This window comes from Saccharopolyspora soli (assembly GCF_022678645.1).
Taxonomy (GTDB): domain Bacteria; phylum Actinomycetota; class Actinomycetes; order Mycobacteriales; family Pseudonocardiaceae; genus Saccharopolyspora; species Saccharopolyspora soli.
Map to the genome: position 1 here is coordinate 116,703 of NZ_JALBWV010000019.1, position 25,196 is coordinate 141,898.

27 protein-coding genes are annotated in these 25,196 nt (G+C 68.0%); 11 read left to right on the forward strand and 16 right to left on the reverse strand.

Annotated elements, in window-relative coordinates; all coding sequences use genetic code 11:
• The first annotated feature begins 19 nt into the window (after window positions 1-19).
• Entirely contained in the window at window positions 20-772 is a 753-nt protein-coding gene (locus tag MOQ72_RS16745; RefSeq protein ID WP_242184575.1) for an arginase family protein, read from the forward strand.
• 286 nt (window positions 773-1,058) lie between these two features.
• Here MOQ72_RS16745 and MOQ72_RS16750 read toward each other — a convergent pair whose 3' ends face one another.
• On the reverse strand, window positions 1,059-1,592 hold the full coding sequence (locus tag MOQ72_RS16750; protein ID WP_242184576.1) for a TetR/AcrR family transcriptional regulator: 534 nt from the start codon (window positions 1,590-1,592) through the stop codon (window positions 1,059-1,061).
• A gap of 86 nt (window positions 1,593-1,678) precedes the next feature.
• On the opposite strand from MOQ72_RS16750, the gene MOQ72_RS16755 reads away from it, so the two are divergent.
• Window positions 1,679-2,473 carry a class I SAM-dependent methyltransferase gene (locus tag MOQ72_RS16755; protein WP_242184577.1) on the forward strand — a complete coding sequence of 265 codons (795 nt, stop codon included), beginning with the start codon at window positions 1,679-1,681 and terminating at the stop codon, window positions 2,471-2,473.
• 206 nt (window positions 2,474-2,679) lie between these two features.
• Here MOQ72_RS16755 and MOQ72_RS16760 read toward each other — a convergent pair whose 3' ends face one another.
• Window positions 2,680-2,991: a hypothetical protein gene (locus tag MOQ72_RS16760; protein WP_242184578.1), complete on the reverse strand. Its 312-nt coding sequence runs from the start codon at window positions 2,989-2,991 to the stop codon at window positions 2,680-2,682.
• A gap of 525 nt (window positions 2,992-3,516) precedes the next feature.
• Here MOQ72_RS16760 and MOQ72_RS16765 point away from each other — a divergent pair.
• Entirely contained in the window at window positions 3,517-4,140 is a 624-nt protein-coding gene (locus MOQ72_RS16765) for a hypothetical protein (protein WP_242184579.1), read from the forward strand.
• A gap of 167 nt (window positions 4,141-4,307) precedes the next feature.
• Here MOQ72_RS16765 and MOQ72_RS16770 read toward each other — a convergent pair whose 3' ends face one another.
• Window positions 4,308-4,907: a TetR family transcriptional regulator gene (locus MOQ72_RS16770; RefSeq protein ID WP_242184580.1), complete on the reverse strand. Its 600-nt coding sequence runs from the start codon at window positions 4,905-4,907 to the stop codon at window positions 4,308-4,310.
• A 138-nt stretch (window positions 4,908-5,045) separates the two neighbouring features.
• Here MOQ72_RS16770 and MOQ72_RS16775 point away from each other — a divergent pair, with 138 nt between their 5' ends.
• Together MOQ72_RS16775 and MOQ72_RS16780 are read left to right on the forward strand one after the other, a co-directional pair.
• Window positions 5,046-5,807, forward strand: coding sequence for a class I SAM-dependent methyltransferase (locus tag MOQ72_RS16775; protein ID WP_242184640.1), 762 nt, complete (start codon window positions 5,046-5,048; stop codon window positions 5,805-5,807).
• Between the two features lie 637 nt (window positions 5,808-6,444).
• Window positions 6,445-7,077, forward strand: a complete 633-nt coding sequence (locus tag MOQ72_RS16780; protein ID WP_242184582.1) for a maleylpyruvate isomerase N-terminal domain-containing protein — start codon at window positions 6,445-6,447, stop codon at window positions 7,075-7,077.
• A gap of 104 nt (window positions 7,078-7,181) precedes the next feature.
• Here MOQ72_RS16780 and proS read toward each other — a convergent pair whose 3' ends face one another.
• Window positions 7,182-8,621: a proline--tRNA ligase gene (gene proS, locus MOQ72_RS16785; RefSeq protein WP_242184599.1), complete on the reverse strand. Its 1,440-nt coding sequence runs from the start codon at window positions 8,619-8,621 to the stop codon at window positions 7,182-7,184.
• Between the two features lie 173 nt (window positions 8,622-8,794).
• On the opposite strand from proS, the gene MOQ72_RS16790 reads away from it, so the two are divergent.
• Together MOQ72_RS16790 and MOQ72_RS16795 are read left to right on the forward strand one after the other, a co-directional pair.
• On the forward strand, window positions 8,795-9,517 hold the full coding sequence (locus tag MOQ72_RS16790) for a TetR/AcrR family transcriptional regulator (RefSeq protein ID WP_242184601.1): 723 nt from the start codon (window positions 8,795-8,797) through the stop codon (window positions 9,515-9,517).
• Window positions 9,514-10,248: an SDR family oxidoreductase gene (locus tag MOQ72_RS16795; RefSeq protein ID WP_308197895.1), complete on the forward strand. Its 735-nt coding sequence runs from the start codon at window positions 9,514-9,516 to the stop codon at window positions 10,246-10,248. The genes MOQ72_RS16790 and MOQ72_RS16795 overlap by 4 nt, the downstream gene beginning before the upstream one ends.
• A gap of 119 nt (window positions 10,249-10,367) precedes the next feature.
• Here MOQ72_RS16795 and MOQ72_RS16800 read toward each other — a convergent pair whose 3' ends face one another.
• Complete coding sequence (locus MOQ72_RS16800; protein WP_242184604.1) at window positions 10,368-10,700, reverse strand: chorismate mutase; 333 nt, start codon at window positions 10,698-10,700, stop codon at window positions 10,368-10,370.
• A 131-nt stretch (window positions 10,701-10,831) separates the two neighbouring features.
• Window positions 10,832-10,966 carry a hypothetical protein gene (locus MOQ72_RS44525; RefSeq protein WP_277954184.1) on the reverse strand — a complete coding sequence of 45 codons (135 nt, stop codon included), beginning with the start codon at window positions 10,964-10,966 and terminating at the stop codon, window positions 10,832-10,834.
• 348 nt (window positions 10,967-11,314) lie between these two features.
• Between MOQ72_RS44525 and MOQ72_RS16805 the strand changes: the two genes are divergently transcribed.
• A complete protein-coding gene (locus MOQ72_RS16805) occupies window positions 11,315-12,247 on the forward strand; it encodes a LysR family transcriptional regulator (RefSeq protein WP_242184605.1) in 933 nt (310 codons plus the stop codon).
• Window positions 12,248-12,530: 283 nt separating this feature from the next.
• A complete protein-coding gene (locus tag MOQ72_RS16810) occupies window positions 12,531-13,451 on the forward strand; it encodes an alpha/beta fold hydrolase (protein ID WP_242184606.1) in 921 nt (306 codons plus the stop codon).
• Between the two features lie 142 nt (window positions 13,452-13,593).
• Here MOQ72_RS16810 and glpK read toward each other — a convergent pair whose 3' ends face one another.
• A complete protein-coding gene (glpK, locus tag MOQ72_RS16815; RefSeq protein WP_242184607.1) occupies window positions 13,594-15,099 on the reverse strand; it encodes a glycerol kinase GlpK in 1,506 nt (501 codons plus the stop codon).
• A 33-nt stretch (window positions 15,100-15,132) separates the two neighbouring features.
• A complete protein-coding gene (locus MOQ72_RS16820) occupies window positions 15,133-15,885 on the reverse strand; it encodes an MIP/aquaporin family protein (RefSeq protein ID WP_242184608.1) in 753 nt (250 codons plus the stop codon).
• Window positions 15,886-16,497: 612 nt separating this feature from the next.
• On the opposite strand from MOQ72_RS16820, the gene MOQ72_RS16825 reads away from it, so the two are divergent.
• Window positions 16,498-17,325 (forward strand): DeoR/GlpR family DNA-binding transcription regulator, encoded by an 828-nt coding sequence (locus MOQ72_RS16825; RefSeq protein WP_242184609.1) that lies wholly within the window; start codon window positions 16,498-16,500, stop codon window positions 17,323-17,325.
• 133 nt (window positions 17,326-17,458) lie between these two features.
• Window positions 17,459-19,159: a glycerol-3-phosphate dehydrogenase gene (gene glpD, locus MOQ72_RS16830; RefSeq protein ID WP_242184641.1), complete on the forward strand. Its 1,701-nt coding sequence runs from the start codon at window positions 17,459-17,461 to the stop codon at window positions 19,157-19,159.
• A 113-nt stretch (window positions 19,160-19,272) separates the two neighbouring features.
• Here the strand turns inward: glpD and MOQ72_RS16835 are convergent, their stop codons facing one another.
• The 8 genes from MOQ72_RS16835 to MOQ72_RS16865 all read right to left on the reverse strand — a co-directional run bounded on the left by MOQ72_RS16835 (window position 19,273) and on the right by MOQ72_RS16865 (window position 25,025).
• A complete protein-coding gene (locus MOQ72_RS16835) occupies window positions 19,273-20,070 on the reverse strand; it encodes an ESX secretion-associated protein EspG (RefSeq protein WP_242184611.1) in 798 nt (265 codons plus the stop codon).
• Window positions 20,067-20,912 carry a PPE domain-containing protein gene (locus MOQ72_RS16840; protein WP_242184612.1) on the reverse strand — a complete coding sequence of 282 codons (846 nt, stop codon included), beginning with the start codon at window positions 20,910-20,912 and terminating at the stop codon, window positions 20,067-20,069. Before MOQ72_RS16840 ends, MOQ72_RS16835 begins: the two co-directional genes overlap by 4 nt.
• Window positions 20,913-20,917: 5 nt before the next feature.
• Window positions 20,918-21,292 carry a hypothetical protein gene (locus MOQ72_RS16845; RefSeq protein WP_242184613.1) on the reverse strand — a complete coding sequence of 125 codons (375 nt, stop codon included), beginning with the start codon at window positions 21,290-21,292 and terminating at the stop codon, window positions 20,918-20,920.
• Between the two features lie 261 nt (window positions 21,293-21,553).
• On the reverse strand, window positions 21,554-22,225 hold the full coding sequence (locus MOQ72_RS16850) for a DUF3558 domain-containing protein (protein ID WP_242184614.1): 672 nt from the start codon (window positions 22,223-22,225) through the stop codon (window positions 21,554-21,556).
• 46 nt (window positions 22,226-22,271) lie between these two features.
• The gene (locus MOQ72_RS16855; protein WP_242184615.1) at window positions 22,272-22,649 is read right to left on the reverse strand and encodes a DUF1707 SHOCT-like domain-containing protein; all 378 of its coding nucleotides are present in this window, start codon (window positions 22,647-22,649) and stop codon (window positions 22,272-22,274) included.
• A gap of 129 nt (window positions 22,650-22,778) precedes the next feature.
• Complete coding sequence (locus tag MOQ72_RS16860; RefSeq protein ID WP_242184616.1) at window positions 22,779-24,107, reverse strand: dicarboxylate/amino acid:cation symporter; 1,329 nt, start codon at window positions 24,105-24,107, stop codon at window positions 22,779-22,781.
• A 113-nt stretch (window positions 24,108-24,220) separates the two neighbouring features.
• Entirely contained in the window at window positions 24,221-24,322 is a 102-nt protein-coding gene (locus MOQ72_RS45575) for a putative leader peptide (protein WP_372495415.1), read from the reverse strand.
• A gap of 67 nt (window positions 24,323-24,389) precedes the next feature.
• Window positions 24,390-25,025, reverse strand: coding sequence for a Maf family protein (locus tag MOQ72_RS16865; RefSeq protein WP_242184633.1), 636 nt, complete (start codon window positions 25,023-25,025; stop codon window positions 24,390-24,392).
• Between the last annotated feature and the right edge of the window lie 171 nt (window positions 25,026-25,196).

Below are 25,196 nucleotides of genomic sequence, written 5' to 3' on the forward strand. Positions count from 1 at the left end.
CAGCGCTTAATGTCGAGAAGTGACCGTTGTTCTGGTGCCGTACCACCTCGACGAGCGGCTGCCGGAGTCCGGCATTCCGCTGCCGCATGCCGACGCGACGGTGACGATGCCACTGCCCGACGGCGACGTGTGGCAACGTCTCAGCACGCTGTACCCCGCGGTGGCGCGAGAAGTCGCGCAGATCGCGGGCCGAGGCGAGCTGCCCACCGTGGTTTCCGGGGATTGCATGGTCTCGCTCGCCGTCCTCGCTGGGCTGCAGCAGGCGGGGACCGATGCGTCGATCGTCTGGTTCGACGCGCACGGTGACGTGCAGACCCTGGAGACGACGGAATCCGGTTATATCGGTGGAATGCCGCTGCGCATCATGGTCGGCTACCGCCCGGAACTGCTCGCCGACCACCTCGGTCTGCGGCCGCTACCGGAAGACCGAGCTCTGCTGGTGGATGCCCGCGACCTCGACCGTGCCGAAGCCGAGTACCTGGCGAGCGCCGACATCGCCCAGTGCGAGGTGAACCAGATCGCCACGGCGGCCTTGCCGGACGGCCCGATCCTCCTGCACATCGACCTGGACGTGCTCGACGCGACCGAACTGTCCGGCCTGCGCTTCCCGGTCACCGAAGGCCCACCAGCGTCGTCCGTGCTCACAGCGGCCCGGCAAATCCTAGCCACCGGTCGAGTCCGAGCCCGCGACATCGCCTGCACCTGGTACCCGGATGAATCGGACGACGGCAGGAAAGCCCAGGTCCTGGCCGATCTACTAGCGGCGGACTAGCGAACCTGTAGTCGCCACAACCTCTTCCACCACAGCAGACGTTCCCGCAGCGGCGCGGGGACGTGAATCCTCTGCTGTGCAGGCGCTCGGCCCGATGTCTCCGAAGCCAAACCGCCATGACGCGACGAGTCACCCCTCGACCGGCGCGCGGCGGTTCCATAGGCCGGGTGGCGCGATCGGCACGCCCCACCCGGCCCCAAACCCTGCCGATGCGAACGGTCCAGAAGACTGGGCTTGGAAATCGCGCGGATTCGGTGTGACGTGGATGGTCGTCAGGCAAGCGGTTTCATCGGTTGGTGTCGGTGGTGATGTGCTCGAACAGCCCCGCTTGGATGCGCGTGCGCACTCCCTTGGCCCACGGCTCGTCCAGCTCGTCGACATCGAGGGCGGCCACGTTGTTGAGAAGCATGCCGAAGGCGAGGAACGACTTCACGGTCACCGGGTCAAGGCCCGCGGTATCGGCAACCGTGTCCCACATGCGGGACATTCGCGCCCGCACCAGATCACGGACCTCGCTATCACCGCAGGCGGCAAAGCCTTGCAGCTGCAACAAGAGGGTGGTGCGGTCCGCGAGCAACTCGTAGTACTGCGCCCCCATCAGCGCCAGCGCGCTGAGACCTCGGGCGCCCTTGGCGGCTTGCGACATGCCGTCGCTGAAACGATCGAAGGCTGCGCCGACCAGCTCCAGGAACAGCGCCTTCTTGGTCCCGAACATCCGGAACACGTAGGGCTGCGTGATGCCCGCCTCGTGCGCGATCGCCTCGATCGACGCACCGTGAAGTCCATGATTCGCGAACTCATCCGCGGCGATCCCCAACACCTGGGACCGCCGTTGCGGTCCGCTCATACGCGCAGCCATGACGGTTAGATTACTACTTACTAACTACTAACTGATACTTTCATGTGGTGGGCGATGACACCTGGGCCGGTTTGGCCGACCAATTTGCCGATGGGGCTTATGCCTCGGTGAAGGGGCGCGTGCGCACCTATGTGTTGCACCAGCAGCTGCTGGAGCATTTACCGGCGCCCCCAGCGCCAGTGCTCGACGTCGGCGGCGGCGCGGGACATCAATCGTTTCCGCTGGCCCAAGCCGGTTACGACGTGACGTTGCTCGATCCGTCGCAGGCGATGCTGGACAAAGCTCAACAGCGACTCCAGGGGCTGCCTGCGGAGGCCCAGCGGCGCGTGACGCTCTTGCAGGCCGATGGCGAGAACGCCGACGAGGCGGTCGAGGGTCGGCGCTTCGCCGCCGTGTTGTGCCATGGCGTGCTCGGGTACCTCGAGCAGCCGGAGCTGTCGGTCGACCAGCTGTGCCGGTGCGCTGCTGCCGGTGGCGTGGTCTCGATCATGACGGGCAACGCCAAGGCGATGGCGGTGCGCCCGGCCTTGGAACGGCGGTGGGACGACGCTCTGGCGGCGTTCGACACCAGAACCGAGGTCGGGGTGCTGGGAGTGCCGGGCCGAGCCGACACGGTTGAAGAACTCAGCGAGCTTCTGGTGAGCCGGGGCGTGGAGCCACTGCGCTGGTACGGGGTATGGCTGTTCGTCGACTGGCTGGAGTTCAGCGGAGCCGAGTTGGATCCCGGCGATTCACAGCAGGTAGCGGCGACAGCCGCAGTCGAACTCGAAGCCAGCCGACGAGACCCCTACCGCCAACTCAGTCGCGTCTTTCACCTCGTGGGACGCAAAGGCCCGAGCTGACAGGGCAACAGCAGCCAAGTGTTGCGCCGTGGCGTCGTTGGGAAGGTGCGCAACCGTGCTGGCGGCTGTGGAATCGTTCGATTCGTAGCACGCTTTCGCTGGGGCAAACTGGGCGTCGTTGGTTCCGATTGGCGGCGACGCAACCTCGGGTCGCACCACCATGAAGTGCTTACCACCTGCGGCGATCCGACTTATGGCAAGCCGAATCATCGCAGGCCCGAAGGGCTTTCGCCGTTCAAGACCCGGTCGCGCCAACGAATGCGCGCGGTGGGGGTTGGCGGACGCCGAGTTCGAAGTAGCCGGTGCGCGTGCTCCACGGCCCGAAGATCGGGAACGTCGGCCAGGACGTCGTGCCGAGGTTGCTCGTCAGGACCTGCCGCCGCATCGCGCGGCGGCAGCGGATACGTGGGCTGGTCGGCCCACAACCGAACCCAGGACTGCTTGTCTCCTGCGGGATCTCGCACGGTGTGCCACGAGCCGGGGTCGAGCATGTCGAGCACGTGGGACAGTGCGGCCATGCGCCACTCCGCCGCATCCGGGTCTTTGTCCCTGATGGAGGTGATGATCGTCCAAGCCCACGAAGGAATTACCGCGGCGTTGAACACTGCCGGTCGAAACGTGTCGGTGAATCGTTGAACCCTGATGGAGCCGACGCGAGGTAGTCGCGTCTCGCTGAGTGAATAGGAACTCTGGGACTGTGGGTGCACGTCAGTGTCTGGCGCGTGCCACGGTAGTTGGGCTCGCTGTAGAGCGTGACGCCGAGGCGGTCCTCCCGTTCGAGCTGATAGCGCTGGTAACGCACCTCCGGCGATGACGCCGCCGACGGAGGCGATGGCCGCCATTATGAGTCTGGTTCTGCGCTTGACCATGCGGCACCTCGCTTGGGACCGGACGATCCCTCCATCCTGGCACCGCGACCAGTCCAGCGATCCACTGCTTCGCGGACACGCGGGCAGACATCCCAGGCTGTTGGCGTGTCCGAGCACGTGGACGGCTCTGGGTCTGGCACGGTGGCACCGCCAGATTTGCGGTTGACTGACGGTTTGTCAGCGGCGGCTGCCGGGTGGATCTGCCCGACCTGGGGGCTGGGTGCCGAGCTGTCCGAGCTCGCGGATCTGGTGCACTTCGCCGACTTCCTGGTCGAGCTCCTATCCGTCCCGTCGAGCCGACGCCAGCCACGCGGCGCGAGACTCGCCTACAATTGCGCGTTCGTGACCTTCACATTGCGGCGCACGGACTTCCACGGCCTGGTAGTCGCAGGCGAGTGGCGACTGAAGCTCTACGCGATCAGCGCCGACGGGCAGGGCGTTCCGGAGCAGTTGCGGGACGGTGCGGTAGAAACCGCTCGTTCCCACCTGCCAGCGGGCAGCGGATGCGGCTTCCTGATCGTCCACCGGGGCGAGGACGCCACGTGGCTGTTGGTGCACTGGTGGCAGGGCGACATCCTGTGCCAACACTTGCTGCGCGCCGGTGGGACAGCGGGCGGCTTCGAACCCGCAGAAGACCATCTGTTCGCCTGTGTGTGGGAACTCCACGTCATCGACCACGAGCGCCGCTCCTGGGCCATCAACGGCCTCGACGGCTCACCGGAGGGCCTGCGCCGCTACCTCGGCGACGCCATGACCGTGCAGGCCGGAGCATTCCTGGACGAGACTGCCGGTCGGTGAACCAACGCATCCGGACTCGACGGGCGGCCGATTTCGCGCGAAATCGCCATCCGTCCCGCACATCAGTCGCAGCCAGGCCACGGCGTACCCGACGCTCGGATGTGGTGACCAAGGCGGAGACGTCGGCGAATTGTCGCCGCGGCCGATCCTCGGGCGCGCTGAGTCCTTCACAGCAGCGGTTTTCGCACGACGCTGGCGATGACCGTGGCCACCATCTTCCGGACGGCGTCGGCGTTCGGCGGGCCGCCTTCCCGATCGGCGAACAGCAGGTGCCCGGCCCCGATCAGGGTGGGGGCGAGCGTGTCGATGTCCGCGTCGGCCGCGATGCGGCCCAGATCGCGCTCTGCGGTGAGGTAGGAGGCGATCATGGACGCGGCTTCCGCCGCTATCGGGAGCCCGGCCAGTCCGGCCTGGCGCAGCCGGGCGCGCAGCTCGTCCCGGAAGGTGACCAGGGCGACGATTCCCACCGCGACCGAGGAGAACAGCGCGGTCAGCGCGCCGGTGAGGTTGTCGACGACGGTGCCGGTCCCGGCGGACTCGCGCAGGGCGGCGGCCTGGATTTCGATCCGGCCGATGCGATCCTGCACCAGCTCGGCGAGGAACGCGTCGAAGTCGGCGAAGTGGCGGTGCAGAACGCCCTTCGCGCAGCCTGCCTCGGTGGTGACCGCTCGGCTGGTCAGCGCGTTCGGCCCGTCCCGGAGCAGGACGCGCTCGGCGGCGTCGAAGAGCTGCTCTCGCACCTCGCGGATGTGTACCCCGGTCGGCACCGCGCTTCCTCTCTTTCGCTCATCGCGAACGAATGTCCGATGGTCGAGTGGGCGTATGCCCACTATGGTGGGCGCATGCCCACATTACCGCAGGAGCAACCACGTCCCGGCGAGCAAGCGCCTCATCAACACCGGCGGATGGCCGAGTCGTTCGGGGTGGACGCCGAACAGTACGACCAGGCCAGGCCCCGCTACCCCGACGCAATGGTGGAGCGGATCGTCGCCGAAAGCCCAGGCTCGCGGTTCCTGGACGTCGGCTGCGGCACCGGCATCGCAGCCCGGCAGTTCCAGGCGGCGGGCTGCCGCGTGCTCGGTGTCGAGCCCGACGCGCGGATGGCCGCCTTGGCGCGGCGCAGCGGTGTCGAGGTCGAGGTGGCGACTTTCGAGGCGTGGGATCCCGCTGGTCGGGAATTCGACGCGGTCATCGCCGGGCAAGCCTGGCACTGGGTGGACCCGGTCGCGGGCGCGGCCAAGGCGGCGCAGGTGCTGCGGCCAGGCGGTCGGCTGGCCGCGTTCTGGCACGTGTTCGAGCCCCCGTCCGCCGTGGCGGATGCCTTCACCGAGGCCTACCGGCGGGTGGTGCCCGACTCGCCGCTCAACGCCAACGCCCAGTCGGCGAGGTCGGCCCTGGACCGCTACCAGGCGCTGCTCATCAAAGCCGCTGACGGTGCGGGCGGGTTCGACGCCTCGGAGCAGTGGCGATTCGACTGGCAGCGGTCCTACACCCGAGACGAGTGGCTTGGCCTGCTGCGCACTACCGGCGGTCTAACCCCGCTCCCGTCGGACAAGCGTGCGGAGGTGCTGGCCGATGTCGGGGCCGCCATCGACACGATCGGGGGCGGCTTCATGATGTCCTACACAACGGTGGTGGTCACCGCTGCGCGAACCAGCGCCGCCTGACCGGGTTTGACGGCTGCGGGCCGCAGTGGCCGGTCCAGATCACGGCGTCGACCAGAACCGGGACGTCGCACGAAACTGCCCCACTGGACGAGCCGATCGAGGTCGAGTCAGCGAAACATCCGTTTCCCCATGCCCTTTCGGGACTCGAACTGCCCGCGTCCGAAGACTTTGGGTGCGCGTTGTCGAATGCACCTGCCGCCAACCGGGATTTCAAGATGAAGAGGCCGGGCCCGCCACAGCACCGAACAGGGCGCACCAGGAGCAGAAGATGACCGCGGACAAAGGGGAATCCCAGAACGTGGTTCGAGCAGGACACGCCAAACAGGCCCCGCCGGGAGTCCCGGTGGAGCCTGGAAGGTGTCGCTAAGACGCCTTCGGCGTCGCTGAACGCTCAAGAACCACTAGCTGGACGCTACCAAAGCGCTACCACGAGCAGCGACCGAATTTTCGAGCGATTCAGAAGACAGGTCCCTGCTGTTGGTAGTCGATCGGTTGCGGTGGCGTCGTTTCGCAAGGGGTGAGCCGTTCATGCCGGGCAGCTCGATCAAGTGGTGTTGGTAACCACATGCCGCGCACGGTTCGGCTCTCCCGTGCTTGACTTGCGCCGCAGGAGCACAAGTCGTTGGAGGGCCGAGGAATGATCGCGATCAGAGATGCTTACCTGGAGGCCGCAGCGTCGGCGGCGGCACTGCTCGGAGATCCGGCAGTCGCCGCGGCGTGGGGCCAGCCCAGCGCTTTGAAGGAGTTCAGCGTCGCCGGGCTGGCGGGCCACCTGGGGTCGCAGGTCGGCTACGTTTCTCGATTGCTCGCCGCCGAAAGTCCCGACGCGGAGCCGCTGTCGGTTGTCGAGTTCTACGCACGGGCCGAGGCGTTCCACGTCGATGTCGACGCGGAGATCAACGTGCGCATTCGGGAAGGTGGCGAGGCAGCAGCAGCCAACGGCGCGGAAGCATTGGCGAGCGAAGTCGCATCGGCAGTGGACCAGCAACGTGCGGCACTGTCAACCGAACCCGCCGATCGAGTCGTCTCTTTCACCGCGAGGCCGTTGCTGCTCAACGATTTCCTGTTGACGCGCATGATGGAGATCGTCGTGCACTCCGACGACCTGGCGCTGAGCGTCGACATCGCGACGCCGCAACTGCCATCGCAGGTCTTCGAGCCGGTGCTCGACCTGCTGTCCCGACTGGCGGTGCATCGACATGGCCAAACGGCCGTGCTGCGCGCGCTGAGCCGAGCGGAACGCGCGCCCGCGACAATCGCAGGGATCTAGGGAAAATCCGAGGGCCGCGTCCACGTCGTTCCGACCCGTGTGATCGCTTGGATGCGGCCACGAGGAAGTCTCTCGCCCGCCGGGACGCCCAAGTCGGCCCCCGCCTAGTACGCGCGGCCGAACAACACCCGCTTACCGTATCCGTCAGGTCGTCCACAGCGGACACATGCTCCCGCCTCTTCAGAGGCCTTGAGGGGAACACAACGTGGGGTCGCCTTCGTGTCTTCCCTGATCTCCTCTTCGCACTCCACAGCGCCGCAATGGAATGCGGAGGCCCAGCCGACGGCCACTGCGTCCGCGAACGCCGCCCAATCATCAGCCACGACGGTGTGCGCGTCCCGAAACTGGGTGGCGCGACGCAGCAGGAGTTCCTGGAATTCTTCAAGGATTCCAGGCAGGGCCTGCGGCGCCGAATCGAGCGGAAGTTGTTCCTTGGCATCGCCGAGGCGACGCACCACGGTGACAACCCCGGCGGCAAGGTCACGCGGTCCCAGCTCCAGTCGTACCGGCACACCCCGCAATTCCCATTGGTTGAACTTGAACCCGGGGGAAAAATCGGTCCGATCATCGACATGCACGCGCACCGCCGCGGCCCGCAGTCGATCGCTCAGGGCATGGGCGGCCGACCGCGCCTGATCACCCTGCTCGCCGTGGCCGATCGGCACGATCACCACCTGGTGCGGCGCCAGTCGCGGCGGCAGCACCAAGCCGCGATCATCGCCGTGGGCCATGATCACACCGCCCAGCATGCGGGTGGTCATGCCCCACGACGTGGTGTGCGCAAAGGCGAGTTCTCCCGATTCGCTGGCATAGCGGATGCCGAACGCCCGCGCGAAGTTCTCGCCCATGTAATGCGAGGTTCCGGATTGCAACGCTCGGCCGTCACCCATCATGGCCTCGATGGTGAACGTCCGCACCGCACCCGCGAACCGCTCTCCCGGCGTCTTCTCGCCCTCGACCACCGGGATCGCGGCGACCTCCCGCGCCACCTCGGTGTAGATGTCCAAGGCGAGCATGGTCTCGCGCATCGCGTCGGTCTGGTCGGCGTGCGCGGTGTGGCCCTCCTGCCACAAGAACTCAGTGGTGCGCAGGAACGTTCGAGGGCGCAGCTCCCAGCGCACGACGTTGGCCCACTGGTTGAGCAGCATCGGTAGATCCCGGTGGGACGAGATCCACTTGGCCATCATCTCGCCGATGACGGTCTCCGAGGTGGGTCGGACCACCAGCGGCTCGTCCAGTTCCTTCCCACCGGCGTGGGTCACGACCGCGAGTTCGGGCGAGAAACCTTCGACGTGCTCCGCCTCGCGCTGCAGGTAGCTCTGCGGGATCAACAGCGGGAAGTAGGCGTTGTGGTGGCCGGTGTCCTTGATGCGCCGGTCCAGCTCGTCCTGCAGCAGCTCCCAGATCCGGTAGCCGTACGGTCGGATGACCATGGTGCCCTTGGCCGGTCCGCGATCGACCAGCTCGGCCTTGACGACCAACTCGTTGTACCAGGCGGAGAAGTCCTCGCTCTGGGCCGTCACACCACGTTCATCTCGAACCATGGTGTAAGGCTACTTACCGCGTCCAATCAATTTCCCGGCGACACCAACCGAAACGATCGACGAGAACCACAGTCCGAAGAGGACGCCAACTCGCTGGCGGATGTCCCGAGCTCATCGGTACGTGCGTTCCGGCGAAGTTGACAGTGTCAGGGTGACGATGTCATTGTGATCGAGTGTCGAGTAGGCGGGTGCGGGCCAATCCAGGCGAGGGCGGGCGGCTGCGTGACGAGATCCTCCTGGTGGCTGAGCGGATGTTGGTCGAGTCGGGCACCGAGGACGTGCTCACGCTGCGTGCCGTGGCCGAGCGCGCCGGGGTCACCACGCCGTCGGTGTACCGGCACTTCGCGAGCAAGGACCAACTGGTCGAGGCGGTGTGCCTGCGAGCGTGGGACGGGTTGGGGAGCCGAATCCGCGAAGCGTGTGCCCGGCTGACGGATCCGTTCATCGCGTTGGGCCAATGTGGACGCGCTTACATCCGGTTCGCCCTTGATCATCCGGTGCAGTACCGCGTGTTGATGATGCGCCGTGCGGCTGGCCCGGAGGTCTCGCCCGCATCGGAGGCGTGCTTCGGCTACATGGTGGACGCCGTTGCGGCGTGCGTGGACAACGGAGTGCTGCGCGGTGAACCGCGCACGCTGGCGCTGAGCTTGTGGTCTGCGATGCACGGCTGCGCGTCGTTGCTGATCGCCCAGCCGTCGCTGCCGTGGCCCGAGGATCTCGACGAGTTCGTCAACGACATGGTCCGGATGGCTGGCTTCGGGGCAGCCGTGAGCACTCGACTGCCGCGAACCGCGGTGCCGCGGAGTGCTGACGTGGCCGCTGGCGCCGACACGATGGTCGACCGGATGAGGGGGTCGGTATGGGTCGAAGTCTTGCTCGGCGGATTGCGCTGGTGACGGGAGGATCGCGGGGGATCGGCGCCGAGACGGCGCGTTTGCTGGGTGTCGCGGGCGCGCGCGTCTTCGTGAACTACCGGGAGAAGGCCAAGCGCGCTCAACAGGTCGTCGACGAGATCACGCGCGCTGGCGGGGTGGCCTCGGCGGTGTGCGCGGACCTCACCGATCAGGCGGCGGTCACCAGCATGATCACCGAGATTCGTGATCGGTGCGGTCGACTGGATCTGCTGGTGCTCAATGCCTCCGGTGGGATGGAACGCGACGTCGCGCCCGGCTACGCGCTCCGGTTGAACCGCGACGCTCAACTGTCGCTTGTGGACGCTGCGGCACCGTTGCTGGCGCCATCGAGCCGGATCATCTTCGTCACCAGTCACCAGGCGCACTTCCACGGCGGTCAGCCCACCTACCGCGAGTACGAACCGGTGGCCGCGAGCAAGCGGGCAGGCGAGGACGCCCTGCGCGACCGAATTCCCGACCTGGCGGCGCGCGGGATCACCCTGGTGGTCGTCTCGGGCGACATGATCAAGGGCACGATCACCGTCACCCTCCTGGAACGAGCGCACCCCGGCGCCATCGACACTCGACGCACCCAGGCTGGCTCCCTGCCCACGATCTCCGAGTTCGCCGCCGAGATCATGTCCGCGGTCACGGCACCGCTGGAGAGCGGACACACGGTGTATGTCGGCGGCGAGGACTACCTGGTCGGCCGAAGCGGCTCGACAACAGGCTGAACAGCCTGCCCCGACGTACTCCCGTAGCGTCGAGGGCGACCATTAGTCGAGATCAAGAGTCGTGCTTGCGGGACTGCACGTCCGACGAACGTGAGCTCTGCCCGGTCGTTTGCGCCCACTCAACTGCCACGGGTGGTTCCGGGCTCGTTGTCCAGGGTGGCGTGGATGCGCAGTTCGGCGTCGATGAAGGCGGTGATCATGGCGCGGAACGTCGTCTCCACGACGTCGGGATCGGCGCCGCTGTCGGTCGCGATCACGCGTGCACGCGTGATGATGTGATCGATGCGCGACTGGGGCCCGCGCACTTCAGCTTCGTTGCGCTTGAAGGTCGCGGCGCGCTGGACGCACCTGCCTCGGGCGGCGAGGAGTTCGACGAGCTTGCGGTCGATCTCGTCGATGTCCGCCCGCACCTGCCGAAGTCCTTCAGGTTCGTGTTCGGCGGCTTCGGTCATGGTGCTCCTTTTCGGGTGTACGACGCCAGTTCGCCGGTCATCGGCCCACTCTCGCATGGAGTTGATCAACGGTGAAACCCGTTTCTTGAGGTGCCGCACCGAAACGCGATCCAAGGCCGCGGTGGTGGGGGTCAACGGCGTCGGCAGTGGTACTGCCCCGTGTTGTTCCGCAGCTGCTGGGCCCACTTGGCCAGGTCGATGGCGGCCGACAGCAGAACGGCGGTCGTGATCAGCAGCGAAATCCAGGTCGTCAGCACTGCACGCACCGAACCAGTTCGCCAGCCGAGGCGGTTCGGCGAATACCACCCCGGCAGGCGGACCCCGCAACGCTCGTGACGGGGCGGGAGCGCGCGACGACCTCGGCGCGCCCACCGACGCCCACCACGCGCGCCTGCAACGAACCACATCGGCACCGCGACCACAGCGTCTCGCCCTCGCCGCCCTGATGCCGCGACAGGACGACCACCAGTCGGTCATCGGGCCACCCGCAGAAGGGGCACTCGGACATCGCAGTCCACCTCTCTGACCGGCCGTAATCTCTGGTTCCAGAGTGGTGGGCCGGAGCATGCCGGTCCAGGTGCTATCCCTGCACGGAACCATGTACAAACGACTGCATGATTGACCTGCGTCGTCTGCACGTCCTGCGCGCGGTGGCGCATTGCGGGACGGTGACCGCCGCAGCCGAGGCCGTGCACCTCACCCCCTCGGCGGCCTCCCAGCAGATCCGCCAGTTGGGTCGGGAACTCGGTGTCGCCCTGCTCGAACCGCATGGACGCCGAGTGCGGCTGACCCCGGCCGCGCGCAGCCTGCTGGCGCACGCCGATGCCATCGAAGAACGCTGGCGCCAAGCCGAGGCCGACCTGCGCGCGACCAGCACGGACGCACCCGCCGGTGCGCTGCGCCTGTGCGGATTCCCCACTGCGGTGTGCACCCTGCTCAGCGTGACCGCGGTCCGGCTGCGGAAGACTTGGCCAGCACTCAGCGTGCACGTCCAGGAGGCCGAACCCGGCGACTGCTTCGACCTGCTGTTCGCGGGCGACGCCGACGTCGCGGTCGTCGAAGCCACCAGGGACAGCCCGCCGTTGACCGATGCCCGGTTCGACCAGCAGCTCTTGCTCGACGACCCGTTCGACCTGCTCGTCTTCGCCGAGCACCGGCTCGCCTGCGAACCCGTGGTCAGCCTGCCCGAACTGGCATGCGAATCATGGATAGTCGGGATGCCCGGAACGTCCTACCGCGAACACGTGCTCGCCGCCTGCGCGCAAGCCGGATTCGCACCGACGATCGTCCACCAAGCCCACGAATGGAGCGTGGTCGGGACCCTGGTGGCCAGCGATCTGGGTATCGGGCTGGTACCCCGACGAGCCCAACTGCCGCCGCACCCGGACATCGCCCGAATTCCGCTCACCGGCCCCGCGGCCCCGGTGCGCCGCTTCCGCACCGCGATCGTCCGAGGCACCCGCGATCACCCCGCCATCAACGCCGCCCTGACAACCCTCCACGAGATCGCCGACGAACCAGCGCAAGAACTCGACCACCAACGCTGACCACATACCGTCCGAGAACCTGCAGCCATGACGAACGCGCGCCAGGCCAGGGGGAACAGCGTTCGCGGCTCCGGTGTGACGATCGGCAGGAAAGCCCCGGTAACGGAAATGCCGCAGGGCGCCACAGCGCAGCAGGTCCACAATGGACAGTTCTGCTACCTGGCATGCCCGATGCGCGTCCGCGCCGGATGCGGGCGAAGGTAAAGCGTCGCCACCGAGGCGCGATCCCATATCTGGTACCGTTCCCAAAGTTGGGAATGTACCGACAGCGAGGGAGTCAGCGATGCAAGACCAGATGCCCGACCGACCGTCCGGGGCGCCGCCACTAGGGCAGTACTACGAGGTAGGGGGCCGACGGTTGCCGCTGCACCGCGCGGGCAACGGCAGCCCGGCGGTGGTGTTGCTGCCCGGCGCTGGCGGGGTCGGGCTGGACTACTGGAACGTCTGGGAAAAGGCCGCCGAGCTCACCACGAGCGTTGTCTACGACCGGACCGGGACGGGCTGGAGCGACCGGGTCGACGCGCCGCTGACCTGTGCCGAGGTGACCGACGAGCTGCGCGGACTGCTGCGCGCCGCCGACGTGCCCGCCCCCTACCTGTTGGTCGGTCACTCCCTCGGCGGCCTCTACGCACGCCTCTACGCGACGCGCTTTCCCGGCGAGGTGGCCGGTCTGGTGCTGATGGACACCGACCACGAGGACTACGACGCCTACATGCCCCGGCAGCTGACGGAGATGCGGGGCGCATGGGATCCCGACCAGGAGCTGCCCGACGAATTGCCGGAGGAGGCCGTCGAGCTCTACCGCGGCCTGTTCGCGCAGATGATGGCGGACTGGCCGGAGGAGATCCGCGAGCCGCTCGTCGAACGCCACGTCAGCCCGGAATGGATCATGGACGGGTACCGGCTGGTGCCCCACCGCGACCGGTTCCTCGACGAGATGCGCCAGGCGGGACCGCTGCCCGATGTTCCGCTGATCGTCCTCACTGCCATGGACATCGACGACTTCAAGAAGGCGGTGCTGATCGGCGAATCCGAGTCGCTGCTGCGCGAGGAGATCGAAGGCAAGCGGCGGCTCCACGACGCGCTGGCCGCATCGGTCCCGCGTGGCGAGAACCGCCTCGTCGACGGCGCCGGACACGCATCCATCCACTGGCGCCGCCCCGACGCCGTTCTCCAGGCGATCCGCGACCTGCTCGGCAGGTGACAACCTCCATGCCGTGTGGCACCGCGATCACGAGCACGCGCGACCGCGGCGGCGCGACCTGCTCGCGCGATTGATTCGCGAAGAGCGGATCACGCCGCCGCAACCCGGAACGTCGGCCGCAGGCCAACCCGGCAGCAGATCTTCAGTCGACCCAGTCGAAGGTTTTGGTGACTGCTTTTTGCCATTGGTGGTACTGCTTTTCGCGGAGTTCCACCGGCATCGCCGGGTCCCACTGCTTGTCCTTGGCCCAATTCGAGCGGATGTCCTCTTCGCTGGTCCAGAATCCGACCGCGAGTCCCGCCGCGTAGGCCGCGCCGAGGGCCGTGGTCTCGGCGACCACCGGGCGGATCACCGGGACGCCGAGGATGTCCGCCTGGAACTGCATCAGCAGCTCGTTGACCACCATGCCGCCGTCGACCTTCAGGGACTTCAACGGCACTCCGGAGTCGGCGTTCATCGCCTCGATCACCTCGCGGGTCTGGAACGCGGTGGCCTCCAGCACCGCGCGGGCCAGGTGGCCGCGGTTGACGTACCGGGTCAGGCCGACGATGGCGCCGCGCGCGTCGGACCGCCAGTGCGGGGCGAACAGCCCGGAGAACGCGGGCACGAAGTACGCGCCGCCGTTGTCGTCCACGGTGCGGGCGACTTCCTCGATCTCCGGTGCCGTGCCGATCATGCCGAGGTTGTCCCGCAGCCACTGCACCAGCGACCCGGTGACCGCGATGGAGCCTTCCAGGCAGTAGACCGTGTCGTTGCTGCCGATCTTGTAGCCGACCGTGGTGAGCAGGCCGTTCTGGCTGATCACCCGCTCGGTTCCGGTGTTGAGCAGCACGAAGTTGCCGGTGCCGTAGGTGTTCTTGGCCTCGCCCGGCGAGAGGCACGCCTGGCCGAACGTGGCCGCCTGCTGGTCGCCGAGGATGCCCGCGATCGGGATCCCGGCGAACACCCCGCGCTCCCGGAACTTGCCGTAGACCTCGGAGGAGGACCGGATCTCCGGCAGCATCGCGGTCGGCACGCCGACCTCGGCGCAGATGTCGGCGTCCCACTCCAGCCGCTCCAGATCCATCAGCAGCGTGCGGGAGGCGTTCGTCGGATCGGTGATGTGCAGACCGCCGTTCGGGCCGCCGGTGGAGTTCCACAGCACCCAGGTGTCCATGTTGCCGAACAGCAGCTCACCGCGTTCGGCGCGGCTGCGGGCACCGTCCACATTGTCCAGGATCCACTTGACCTTGGGTCCGGAGAAGTAGGTCGCCAGCGGTAGGCCGGTCCTGCTCTGGTACCGGTTCTGGCCGCCCTCCCCGGTGGCCAGCGCGTTGACGATCTCGTCCGTGCGGGTGTCCTGCCAGACGATCGCGTTGTACACCGGCTTGCCGGTGGTCTTGTCCCACACCACGGTGGTTTCCCGCTGGTTGGTGATGCCGCAGGCGACGATGTCCGAAGACACCAGGTCGGCCTTGGCCAGCGCGCCCGCGCACACCTGGCGGGTGTTGGTCCAGATCTCGGTCGGGTCGTGCTCGACCCAGCCCGCCTTCGGGAAGATCTGCCGGTGCTCCATCTGATCCACCGCGACGACCCGGCCGGAGTGGTCGAAGATCATGCACCGCGTCGAAGTCGTTCCCTGGTCGATGGCGGCAACGTACGAGGCCATTCTCGTCTCACCTTCCTATGTGGAGCCAACGGGTCAGCTGCCGACGGGCAGAGCCAGCGCCACCAGGCCCGCCAGCATGCCGCCGATGATCGGACCGGCGATGGGAACCCACGAATAGCCCCATTCCGCCGAACCCTTGCCGCGGATCGGCAGGATCGCGTAGGCGATGCGCGGCCCGAGGTCACGTGCCGGGTTGATGGCGTACCCGGTCGGACCGCCGAGCGAGTTGCCGATCCCGATCACGATGAAGCTGACCGCGGCGTAGCCGAGCGCGGCGTTGCCGAAATCGGGCACGCCGGGCGTTTCCCCGACGCCCGCCTGCGGGCTGAGGATGATCCAGAGGACCAGCACGAACGTGCCGATGATCTCGGTGACCAGGTTCCACGGGGCGTTGGGCACCGTCGGACCGGTGCAGAAGATGCCGCGCGTGTCGGCCGGTTTGTCGTGGGTGTCGAACTGCAACTTGTAGGCGGCCCAGCACAGCAAGCCGCCCAAGGTGCCACCGATGATCTGCGCGATGATGTAGACGGGGACTTCCGACCACGGGGTCTGGCCGTTGACCGCGAGGCCGAGCGTCACTGCTGGGTTGATGTGCGCGTTGGACGGGGCGGCGACGCTCGCACCGGCGAAAACCGCGAAGCCCCAACCGAAGTTGATGAGCAGCCAACCGCCGTTGTGACCGAGGCTCTTGCGCAGGGTCACGTTCGCCACAACCCCGCAACCCAGCAGGGTGAGCATTGCCGTCCCCATCAACTCCCAGAGGAAGATCTCGCCAAGACTGGTCATACCGCGTTCCCCTCATCATGCCGCCGTTGGCATTGGCGGGATTCTGTTGACTGTCCGACATGGAGTGAATCGGGACGGTACTGCCGCATGGCAACACGTGTCCATGCCTGCCGCCACTCGTAGGCAACCCGTTGGTCTGTACCGCCTAAGAGAGGGTGCGCGGGTTGGTTTGCGTGGCGGTGCGGGTAGCGGAACCTCAGAGGCTTTCTCGACTCCGGGATCCCCGACTCATGTATGTCCAATACACGGCGTCGGGGCTGTCCTCGCGAGAAAACATCTGAGAACCCGCGGCGGTGCCAGCTGCGAGGGTGTCGGAAGCGGCTGACGCCGCTTGCCTGACGACCACCCACGTCACACCCGATCCGCGCGAGTTCTAACCGGGCATCTCGGCTGGTAGTAGCCGTGCGGATCGGGACGGGCCGCGACTCCGGTCGCCGGTGTGGCTTGGGCCCGGTCCGCCCGGCCCGTGCGGGGGCCGTGCCCCAGGCTTCGTTGCGCATCGCGGTCACACTAAGCTTGTGAAAACAAGCATTGCAAGACCTCTCCGATGATGTTTTTATCGACTTATCTGGTGATCTGCGCCGCGACGAGCGGGGATTGGGGAGGACGGCGATGTCCGGTCGACGCCCGTCGGGCAAGCAGCAGGACCGGCGGCGCAAGATCACCGAGCTGGTCATGGCGGAGGGCACCCTGCGGATCGACGACCTCGTCGAGACCGTTGGCGCCAGCGCGATGACCGTGTACCGGGATCTCGCCGACCTGGAGTCGCAAGGTCTGGTGCACCGCAACCGCGGCTATGTCTCGGCGGCGTCGTCACTGCTCTACGAGGCCGCGTCGGAATACCGGTTGCAGCAGAACGAGGTGGAGAAGGAAGAAATCGCCCGCGCCGCGGCGGAGTTGGTCGAACCGGGGCAGGCACTCGTGCTCGACGACTCGACGACCGGGGTGTACTTGGCCCGACTGCTGCCGGAACGCGCGCCGTTGACCGTGGTCACCAACTATCGCGGCGTATTCGGCGAACTCGCGGCGGCGCCCGGCATCAGCCTGATCTGCGTGGGTGGCGACTACCTTTCCTGGGCCGACGCGTTCGTCGGCGGGATGGCGTTGGACGCGTTGCGGAACCTGCGCGTCGACCTGGCGATCATGTCGGTCTCCGCGGTGACCGACGGGATTTGCTGCTATCCCCAGCAGGAAATGGTGCAGATCAAGAAGGCCATGCTGGCTTCGGCGCGGCGTCGGGTGCTCTACGTCGACCACACCAAGTTCCGTCGACGCGCGCTGCACGTGGTGGCCGCGGTCGAGGACTTCGACGTGGTGATCGTGGATTCGCAAACCGCGCAGGCCGACGTCGAAGTGCTCCGCGATCGCGGCGCACGGGTCGAACAGGCGGAAAATACCCGCAGTGCGGTGCCGAGCACGGACGGTGCTGGTCGTGCATGATGACCACCGCAGGACGGACTGGCGCCGAGTCCGGTTCCGCGTCGGCGAGGTGGTCAGCGGTGGAACGCGATTCGAGTGAGGAGGACGCCTGGTGTCCAAGGACAAAACCGAAACCGAGAGCCGACTGAAGGGCATGCTGGGGCCCACCGAACGAGCGGAGAACTGGCGGCGGATCGGTTCGGACGAATTCGATGTCGTGGTGATCGGCGGCGGCGTGACCGGTGCCGGAGCGGCTCTGGACGCGGCCACCCGCGGCCTGCGGGTGGCGTTGGTGGAGGCCCGCGACCTGGCCGCTGGCACGTCCAGCCGGTCCAGCAAGCTGTTCCACGGCGGACTGCGCTACCTCGAACAACTGGAGTTCTCCCTGGTCCGCGAGGCACTCCGGGAACGCGAACTGATGCTCACCCGGCTCGCACCGCACCTGGTGAAGCCGGTTCCGTTCCTGTACCCGCTGACCCACCGGTTCTGGGAACGCCCTTACACCGCAGCGGGTCTGTTCCTCTACGACACTATGGGCGGCGCTCGCTCGGTGCCGGGGCAGAAGCACCTCACCCGCGCTGGTGCGCTGCGGATGGTGCCAGCGTTGAAGCGCAACTCGATGATCGGCGGCATCCGCTACTACGACGCGCAGTCCGACGACGCCCGGCACACCATGACGGTGGCCCGCACCGCCGCGCGCTACGGGGCTGTGATCATGACGTCCGCCCAGGTCACCGGTTTCCTGCGGGAAGCCGACCGGATCGCCGGGGTTCGGGTGCGGGACGTGGAGACCGGCGAGGAGACCGAGATCCGCGCGCAGGCCGTGATCAACGCGACCGGGGTGTGGACCGACGAACTGCAGAAGCTTTCCGGCGGCCGCGGTCGATTCCGGGTCCGGGCCAGCAAGGGCGTGCACATCGTGGTGCCCCGCGACCGCATCGTCGCCGAGTCCGGGATGATCCTGCGCACCGAGAAGTCGGTGCTGTTCGTCATCCCGTGGGGCAACCACTGGATTGTCGGCACCACCGACACCGACTGGCACCTCGACCTGGCGCATCCGGCGGCGACCAAGGCGGACATCGACTACCTGCTGAAACACGTCAACTCGGTGCTCGCCACACCGCTGACCCAAGACGACATCGAAGGTGTGTACGCCGGGCTGCGGCCGTTGTTGGCCGGGGAGAGCGAAGAAACCTCGAAGCTCTCCCGCGAACATGCGGTCGCGCGGGTCGCGCCGGGACTGGTGGCGATCGCTGGCGGCAAGTACACGACGTACCGCGTCATGGCAGCCGACGCCGTGGACGCCGTCGCGCCGGACATCGCCGGACGAATGGCGTCGTCGATCACCGACCGGGTTCCGCTGCTCGGCGCCGATGGTTACCACGCGCTGGTCAACCAGGCCGATCAACTGGCCGCCGCACACGGCCTGCACCCGTACCGGATCCGGCACCTGCTGGACCGCTACGGCTCGGAGATCCACGACGTGCTCGCCCTCGGCGACGACCGACCCGAACTGCTCAAACCGATTCCGGCGGCACCGAACTACCTGCAGGCCGAAGTGGTTTACGCGTGCAGCCACGAGGGCGCCCTGCACCTGGAGGACGTGCTCACCCGGCGCACCCGGATCTCCATCGAATACCCGCACCGCGGCGTGGACTGCGCCGAACCGGTCGCGCGGCTGATGGCCGGGGTGCTGGGCTGGGACGACGCACAGGTGTCCCGCGAGATCGAGGTCTACACCAAGCGCGTCGACGCGGAGCGGGATTCGCAGACGCAGCCGGACGACCAGGCAGCCGACGCGAAGCGCTCGGCGGCGCCGGAAGCGCGGGACCGGCTGATCGAACCCGTGGTGTAAAGGTCGTGAGTGCGCAACCGTGCTACAACCCGGTTTCGCGCTCACGACCCCAGTCGGGTGATGGTTCACCTGTGGTGCAACGGGGTGCGGTTCGGTTCAGGTGGTTTTCGCCGTCACGACTCCGCTGTGACCGAGGTGAGCAGTTCTTCGACGTGTCCGATCAGGCGTCGGGTGTCGGCCGGTGCGATGGTGCTCCACACGTCGCCGGAGGGCGATTCCCGCCGCAGCTGGGCATATCGGCCGTGCGCCGTGTCGAAGAATCCGACCACGTGATCGGCTCGGACGCGGCGACCGGACCAGTCCCGCGCCGCCGTGCCGAACTGCCCGCTCGCCGCCACCCCGGCGACCATGCTCGTCAGCGCCTCGGCGTCGTCCGCGCGAATTCCGCGGCGCTGCAACGCGCTGTTCAGCTGCTCGGTGTTGTCCCCGGCCTCATTGGCGGCGCCGTCGAGATCGCTGCTGCGCACCGACACCGAACGGCCTGGGCCGGGCGGTAGCGGCGGCAGCACCGAGACCGCTTCGCGTGGCAGTCCGCTCGCCGCAGCCGTTCGCAGGGTCAGGGTGTCCCGATCCTTGACGACCAACACCGCGTGCTCGGACCCGGTTTCAGCAGCTGCGAGCACCCGAACGCTGCGCTGCAACCAGATTCGCCCGTCGACCTCGCTGCCCGGCCGGGCCAGCAGCCGCAGCATCCACTCCAGCTCCGGGTCGAGGCTGGTGGGGCGGCCGAGATCGCGGGCCGTCAGCGACCGCCACGCCGATGCCGCCAGCTTGGCGCGTTCGGTGTGGGTGCGTCCCGGCGACGGGACCTTGAGCACCAGCGGCATGGCGTCCAGTCCGAGATGCTCGACGAGCACGTCGAATTCCAGCGCCGACAGGTTGAGCTGCCGACTGGAGCCGGTGGCCGTCATTGTCCCGGCTCGCCGCCGATCACCGGACGGGAGAGGGTCTGCGGCTCGTCGAAGAACCCGCCCGGTCGGCCGACCTCCTCGGTCACCTTCCGGTCCACCGCGTCGTCGCGGTCCCGCCGGGTCCGCTTGCCCGCCGAACCACCGCGAGCTGGGTTGGTCCCGCCCGGCCGACCCGGACGGCGCTCGGTGGCCCGCGTCGGGAGCGTCGCGGGCGTTGAAACCCTTGCTGCGGGTGCGGATGTGGCACCCCAGCTGATGGTCACGTTGTGCTGGCCCGCGGACGCACCCGAACCGCCGATGACCGGAGCGTCGACGACCACCTGCGGCGGCGGGGTGAACGACGCCAGCGATGTGGTGTTGGCCTGCGTCGACGCCTCGTACGTGCGCATCACGTCGAACGCCCGCTGCTCGGCCGCGTGCTGCTTGGCTTCCTGCAACTCGTAGTCGGTCTGGCCGCCGAAGAGGTGGGTGAGCACCGTTTCCGCGGTGCCGGGTTCCTCCGTGGTCACCTGCACCGGCGGTGGCATGTCGCGGCGGGCCTTGCTGATGAACTCCGCCTGCTGCTCGGCCCTTTCCCGCATCACGGTGGTGGCCTGCTGGGCTTGCGCCGCCCAGTTGCCCAGCGGTCGCAACCCGTCGCGCGCGCTGTCCGCGGCCTTGCCCTGCCAACCGGCCATCGCCGACGACACCGCGGAAGCCAGTCCGGCGTCGATCTCACCGAGCGCGCGGGTGAGTTCGTTCCAGCGCCGGATGCTGTCGGTCGAGCCGTCCGGTCCGGGGCCTTCGTGGATCTGCGCGAACAGTTCGGGGTGGCGGTATCCCTGCCAACGGTGATCGCTCATCGGAATCAGCAGCCTCCGCCGAGGCCCGCGGCGCTGTCGCCGTCGATCCGTTCGTACTGCCGGTTGGCGAGTTCCAGCGACTCCGCAGCCGCCTGCAGTTGATCGCGGTAGCCGCACAGGGCGGTGAGCGCGTCCTCGCCGCCGCCGAGGGAGCGTTGGTTGAACTCCTCGGCCGCGTCGGCGCTGACCGGATCACCGGCCCAGGGCCGGATGCGCAATTCGGTGATGGCGTGCTCGATCTGCAGGCCGACCGCGTCCAGCGATTCCTGCAAAGCGTTGACCAGCCTCGGAATGGCGGCGGGCTCGACCTGCACCGAGCCACCGGACATTCCGGGCAGGGCCGCGGTCGAGCTTTCGCCCCACGGATCGGTGAGCGGCACGTTTTCCCCTCCCACAGGTAAGGGCCCAGTTCGTGGGTGCAGGCCCTTGTGCCTGAGCGCCCGGATGTGCCGGGGCCGCGCCGGAAGTCCGCGGGCACCCGACGTTGCGGGGCACCCGAGCGCTCAAGCTGCCAAACGTCCGTCGAACACTGTAGTCACCAATCGTGACGCTGGGGAGTGCTCCATACGCGGTGAGTATCGCCACAGGGTGACGAAGCGTCGTTGCGCTGCGTGAAATCGGCGGTGCTGAACCCGCCGTGGTTACGGCGTGCCCTGGTCCTGCGGTTCGGTGCTGGGGTGGGACGTCTCCGCCGACGAGGTCTCCGGCGCGGCCAGGGTCGCGACGGCGTCTTCGGCGACCCGTTGCGCCCCGGCGCAGAGCTGGTCGACCGGCGGTGGCGGTTGGCCGCCGTCGTCGCGGTAGAGCACGTCGAGGTGCTGGCCCTCGGCGACGTCCACCGCGACGTTGCAGGACAGGTCCAGCCCCGGCGTCTTGATCACCAGTGCCGGGAAGCCACCGATCACCACGGGAGATGCCTCCACCTGCGCGGTGTCGTCGGTCCACACCCCCATGCCCTCGGTGGTGATCAACGCCAACCTGGCTCCCACCTTCGCTGTGGTGTTGCGGTAGCTGCAGGTCGCCGCGTCGCCGAAGCCCGCTTCGGAGTCGGGCAGCGGCTCGCGGTCGAAGCCGAGCTGTTCCCGTTGGTCGGGGGTGAGCAGCGTGCACGGGTCCACGCCGTCGAGGCCGAGTTCGAATGGGCGTGGCGGCAACGGCGGCGGCGCACTCGTGGTGGGCGGTGGCGGGGGTGGCGGTGCTGCGGTGTCCGACGTCGGCTCCGACTGCCACAGACCGCACCCGGTGAGGGTGAGCGTGCCAGCGGTGAACAACACGCTCAGCCGTCGGGCCTCGGTGATCCGCGAGCTGTGCATGACTTCACCGTAACGAAACGTGGTCACCAACCGTGGTAGGCAGCGGTCAGCGTCGCCAGGTGAACCAGATGAGGGCAACCAGGGGGACCAACAGCACCAGCCCCAGCTGCCGCGCGACCACGATCAGGAAGACGAGCAGCGCCGCCGCGCAGATCGCCAGCACGACCTTTCCGGACGTCGGGACCGAACGGGCCGCCGCGGCGGCCGGGACGACCGGTGGATTGTTCGGCCGGGGCGCGGGCAGGTCGTCGAACAGCGCGTCCAGTTCCGAGCTGAACCGGGCGACGGCCGCCTGCTGGCAGCGCTCGTCGTATTCGTGGACTTCGAGGCGCCCGGCGGAGAAGTGCTCGCCGAGCAGTCGCATCGCGCGTTCCCGTTCGGGATCGCCGATTCGGAGATCCTTGCCCCGTCGACCGTTGTCCACACCGCCATCCTACGGTCGGCCGACCCCCGAGCGGACCGCTGAAAGCCGATACGAACGATGCGCCGATTTCGCGGGAATCCAGCGTTCATCCAGGTGAACGCCGAACTCCCGCGAAACCGCGTGGCAGGGTCAGACCTTGGCCAACGAGCTGTCGTCGAGCAGCGGGGTGCTCGGCTTGGCCAGGACGTCGTCGTCGAGCAGGCCCTCGCTGCGGGCCACCACGACCGGGACGACGATCTGACCCGCGACGTTGGTGGCGGTGCGCACCATGTCCATGACCGGGTCCACCGCGTAGGCGATGGCGATGCCGGTGGCCACCACCTCGGGCGGGAAGCCCAGCGCGCCGACGGTCAGCGTCAGCATGGTGAACCAGCCGGTGACCCCGGCCGTGGCGATCGAGCCGAAGACCGCGACCGCGATGATCGTCAGGTACTGCACCGGGCCGAGCTGGATGCCGAAGAGGTTCGCGATGAACATCGACCCGACGGCCGGGTAGATGGCCGCGCAACCGTCCATCTTGGTGGTGGTGGCCAGCGGCACCGCGAAGTTCGCGTACGAGGCCGGGACGCCGAGGTCCTGCGCGGTCTGTCGGGTCATCGGCAGGCTCGCACCGGAGGAGCGGGACACGAACGCGAACTGCAGCACGTTCCAGGACTTGGCGAAGAACCGGACCGGGCTGACCTTCGCCACGAACGCCAGCAGCAGCGGGTACACCCCGAAGAGCACCAGCGCGCAGGCCACGTAGGTCGAGCCGATCAGCTTCAACAGCGGCACGAAGAACTCGTTGCCGTAGGTGGCGACCGCGTTGCCGATCAGGCCGAGCGTGCCCAGCGGGGCGAGCCGGATGATCCAACCCAGCACCCGTTGGATGACCTCGAAGGCGGCCTTGTTGAAGTTGACGAACGGGGCGGCCTTGTCGCCCAGGCTGTAGGTGGCCGCGCCGATGATCAGCGCGACGAACACCACCTGCAGGGTCTCGCCGTCGGCGAAGGCGCTGATCAGGTTGCTCGGCACCAAGCCGTTGATCAGGTCCAGCCAGGAGCCGTGCGTCCGCTCGCCGATGGCTTCCAGCTTCGCCGGGTCGGGTTCGATGACCAGGCCGCGACCGGGCTGGAACAACCCGCCGATGAGCAGCCCGATCACCACCGCGATCAGCGAGGTGATCGCGAACCACAGGGCGGTCTTGCCGCCGAGCCGGGCCGCGGTCCGGCCGCCGCCGACGCCGCGCAGGCTGTTGATGCCCACCACGATCGCCGTGAAGATCAGCGGCAGCACGGTGAAGGTGAGCAGCTTCGTGAACGTCGAGCCGATGGTGTCCAGGGTGGTGACCAGCCACTCGGCACCGGTCTGCTTGGCGATCCAGCCGAGCAGCGCGCCCAGCACGAGCGAGGCGATCACCGCCACGGCGAAGAGCTTGGGGTTGAAGCGCAGGCGCGAACGCCCAGCGGAAGTGGACACAGGGATCTCCCGAAGTCGCGAAGTGGGTTCGTGATTGCGAAGTGCTCCCAGACGCGTTCTCCGCAGCGGTGGCAACTGCCGGAAGGACCGCTACAGCGGCGCCGAGCGCCCGATCACAGACAGACCGAGCTGGCCTGCCGTCGCAGATCGACGTGCAGGCGCGCGGTCAAGTACAGCCGTCGGAGGGTTCCCATCGCGAACATTTGTAACCACATGCGCGGTACAACCAATCCAGGGGTAACTGAATTGTGTTCGCATTCACTCGAATGCGCGGATTCGGCATCACTGCGCGATCGGCGGGCTCCACAACGTCACCACGCTGACGCCGACCTCGGCGAGCAGCTTGCGGGTCAGTGGCAGGCTGATCCCGAGCACGCTGGAGGGATCTCCGTCGACGCCCTCGATGAACCAACCGCCGAAGCCTTCGAGCGTGAAGCCACCCGCTACCTGCAACGGTTCGCCGGTGGCCAGGTACGCGTCGAGCTCGGCCTCGGTCGGTTCTCCGAAGCGCACGGTGGTGCTGAGATGGCCCTGGGCGCGCGCGCTGATCTCGCCGTCCCGCAGCCGGACGACGGCATGTCCGGTCAGCAGCTCCCCGGTGCTGCCAGCGTTCTGCGCCCACCGCTTCGCGGCGGCCTCCCGGGTGCCCGGCTTGCCGACGATCTCCCCGTGCGCCATCAGCAGCATCGAGTCGCACCCGACGATCACGGCGTCCGGTTCCGCTGCCGCGATGTCGGCGACCACGGCTTCGGCCTTGGCCTGCGCCAACGCCGTGACCAGCTGAACCGGGCTCGGGTCGGGCAGTGCTGCGGTCACCGCGTCCTCGTCGACGCCGGAAACCCGCACCAGCGGTTCGATCCCGGCGGAGCGCAGCACGGAAAGCCGAGCGGGCGAGGCGGAAGCAAGCACGAAACGCACGCACCAGATGTTAGGCCGTGCCCCGCCCGGGGTGGGGGGGGGGGGGGGGGGGGGCCCCCCCCCGGGGCCCACCCCACCCCCCCCCCCCCCCCCCGCGCGGGGGGGGGGGGGGGGGGGGGGGGGGGGGGGGGGGGGGGGGGGGGGGGGGGGGGGGGGGGGGGGGGGGGGGGG

What these genes read in the sequence shown, in the direction of transcription:
- proS (WP_242184599.1), bottom strand. Translation starts at nt 8,621, where the DNA reads ATGGTTCGAGATGAACGTGGTGTGACGGCCCAGAGCGAGGACTTCTCC.
- MOQ72_RS16835 (WP_242184611.1), bottom strand. Translation starts at nt 20,070, where the DNA reads ATGACGGCCACCGGCTCCAGTCGGCAGCTCAACCTGTCGGCGCTGGAA.
- MOQ72_RS16810 (WP_242184606.1), top strand. Translation starts at nt 12,531, where the DNA reads ATGCAAGACCAGATGCCCGACCGACCGTCCGGGGCGCCGCCACTAGGG.
- MOQ72_RS16780 (WP_242184582.1), top strand. Translation starts at nt 6,445, where the DNA reads ATGATCGCGATCAGAGATGCTTACCTGGAGGCCGCAGCGTCGGCGGCG.
- MOQ72_RS16760 (WP_242184578.1), bottom strand. Translation starts at nt 2,991, where the DNA reads ATGGCCGCACTGTCCCACGTGCTCGACATGCTCGACCCCGGCTCGTGG.
- MOQ72_RS16840 (WP_242184612.1), bottom strand. Translation starts at nt 20,912, where the DNA reads ATGAGCGATCACCGTTGGCAGGGATACCGCCACCCCGAACTGTTCGCG.
- glpK (WP_242184607.1), bottom strand. Translation starts at nt 15,099, where the DNA reads ATGGCCTCGTACGTTGCCGCCATCGACCAGGGAACGACTTCGACGCGG.
- MOQ72_RS16805 (WP_242184605.1), top strand. Translation starts at nt 11,315, where the DNA reads ATGATTGACCTGCGTCGTCTGCACGTCCTGCGCGCGGTGGCGCATTGC.
- MOQ72_RS16800 (WP_242184604.1), bottom strand. Translation starts at nt 10,700, where the DNA reads ATGACCGAAGCCGCCGAACACGAACCTGAAGGACTTCGGCAGGTGCGG.
- MOQ72_RS16775 (WP_242184640.1), top strand. Translation starts at nt 5,046, where the DNA reads ATGGCCGAGTCGTTCGGGGTGGACGCCGAACAGTACGACCAGGCCAGG.
- MOQ72_RS16825 (WP_242184609.1), top strand. Translation starts at nt 16,498, where the DNA reads ATGTCCGGTCGACGCCCGTCGGGCAAGCAGCAGGACCGGCGGCGCAAG.
- MOQ72_RS16850 (WP_242184614.1), bottom strand. Translation starts at nt 22,225, where the DNA reads ATGCACAGCTCGCGGATCACCGAGGCCCGACGGCTGAGCGTGTTGTTC.
- MOQ72_RS45575 (WP_372495415.1), bottom strand. Translation starts at nt 24,322, where the DNA reads ATGTGGTTACAAATGTTCGCGATGGGAACCCTCCGACGGCTGTACTTG.
- MOQ72_RS16820 (WP_242184608.1), bottom strand. Translation starts at nt 15,885, where the DNA reads ATGACCAGTCTTGGCGAGATCTTCCTCTGGGAGTTGATGGGGACGGCA.
- glpD (WP_242184641.1), top strand. Translation starts at nt 17,459, where the DNA reads ATGCTGGGGCCCACCGAACGAGCGGAGAACTGGCGGCGGATCGGTTCG.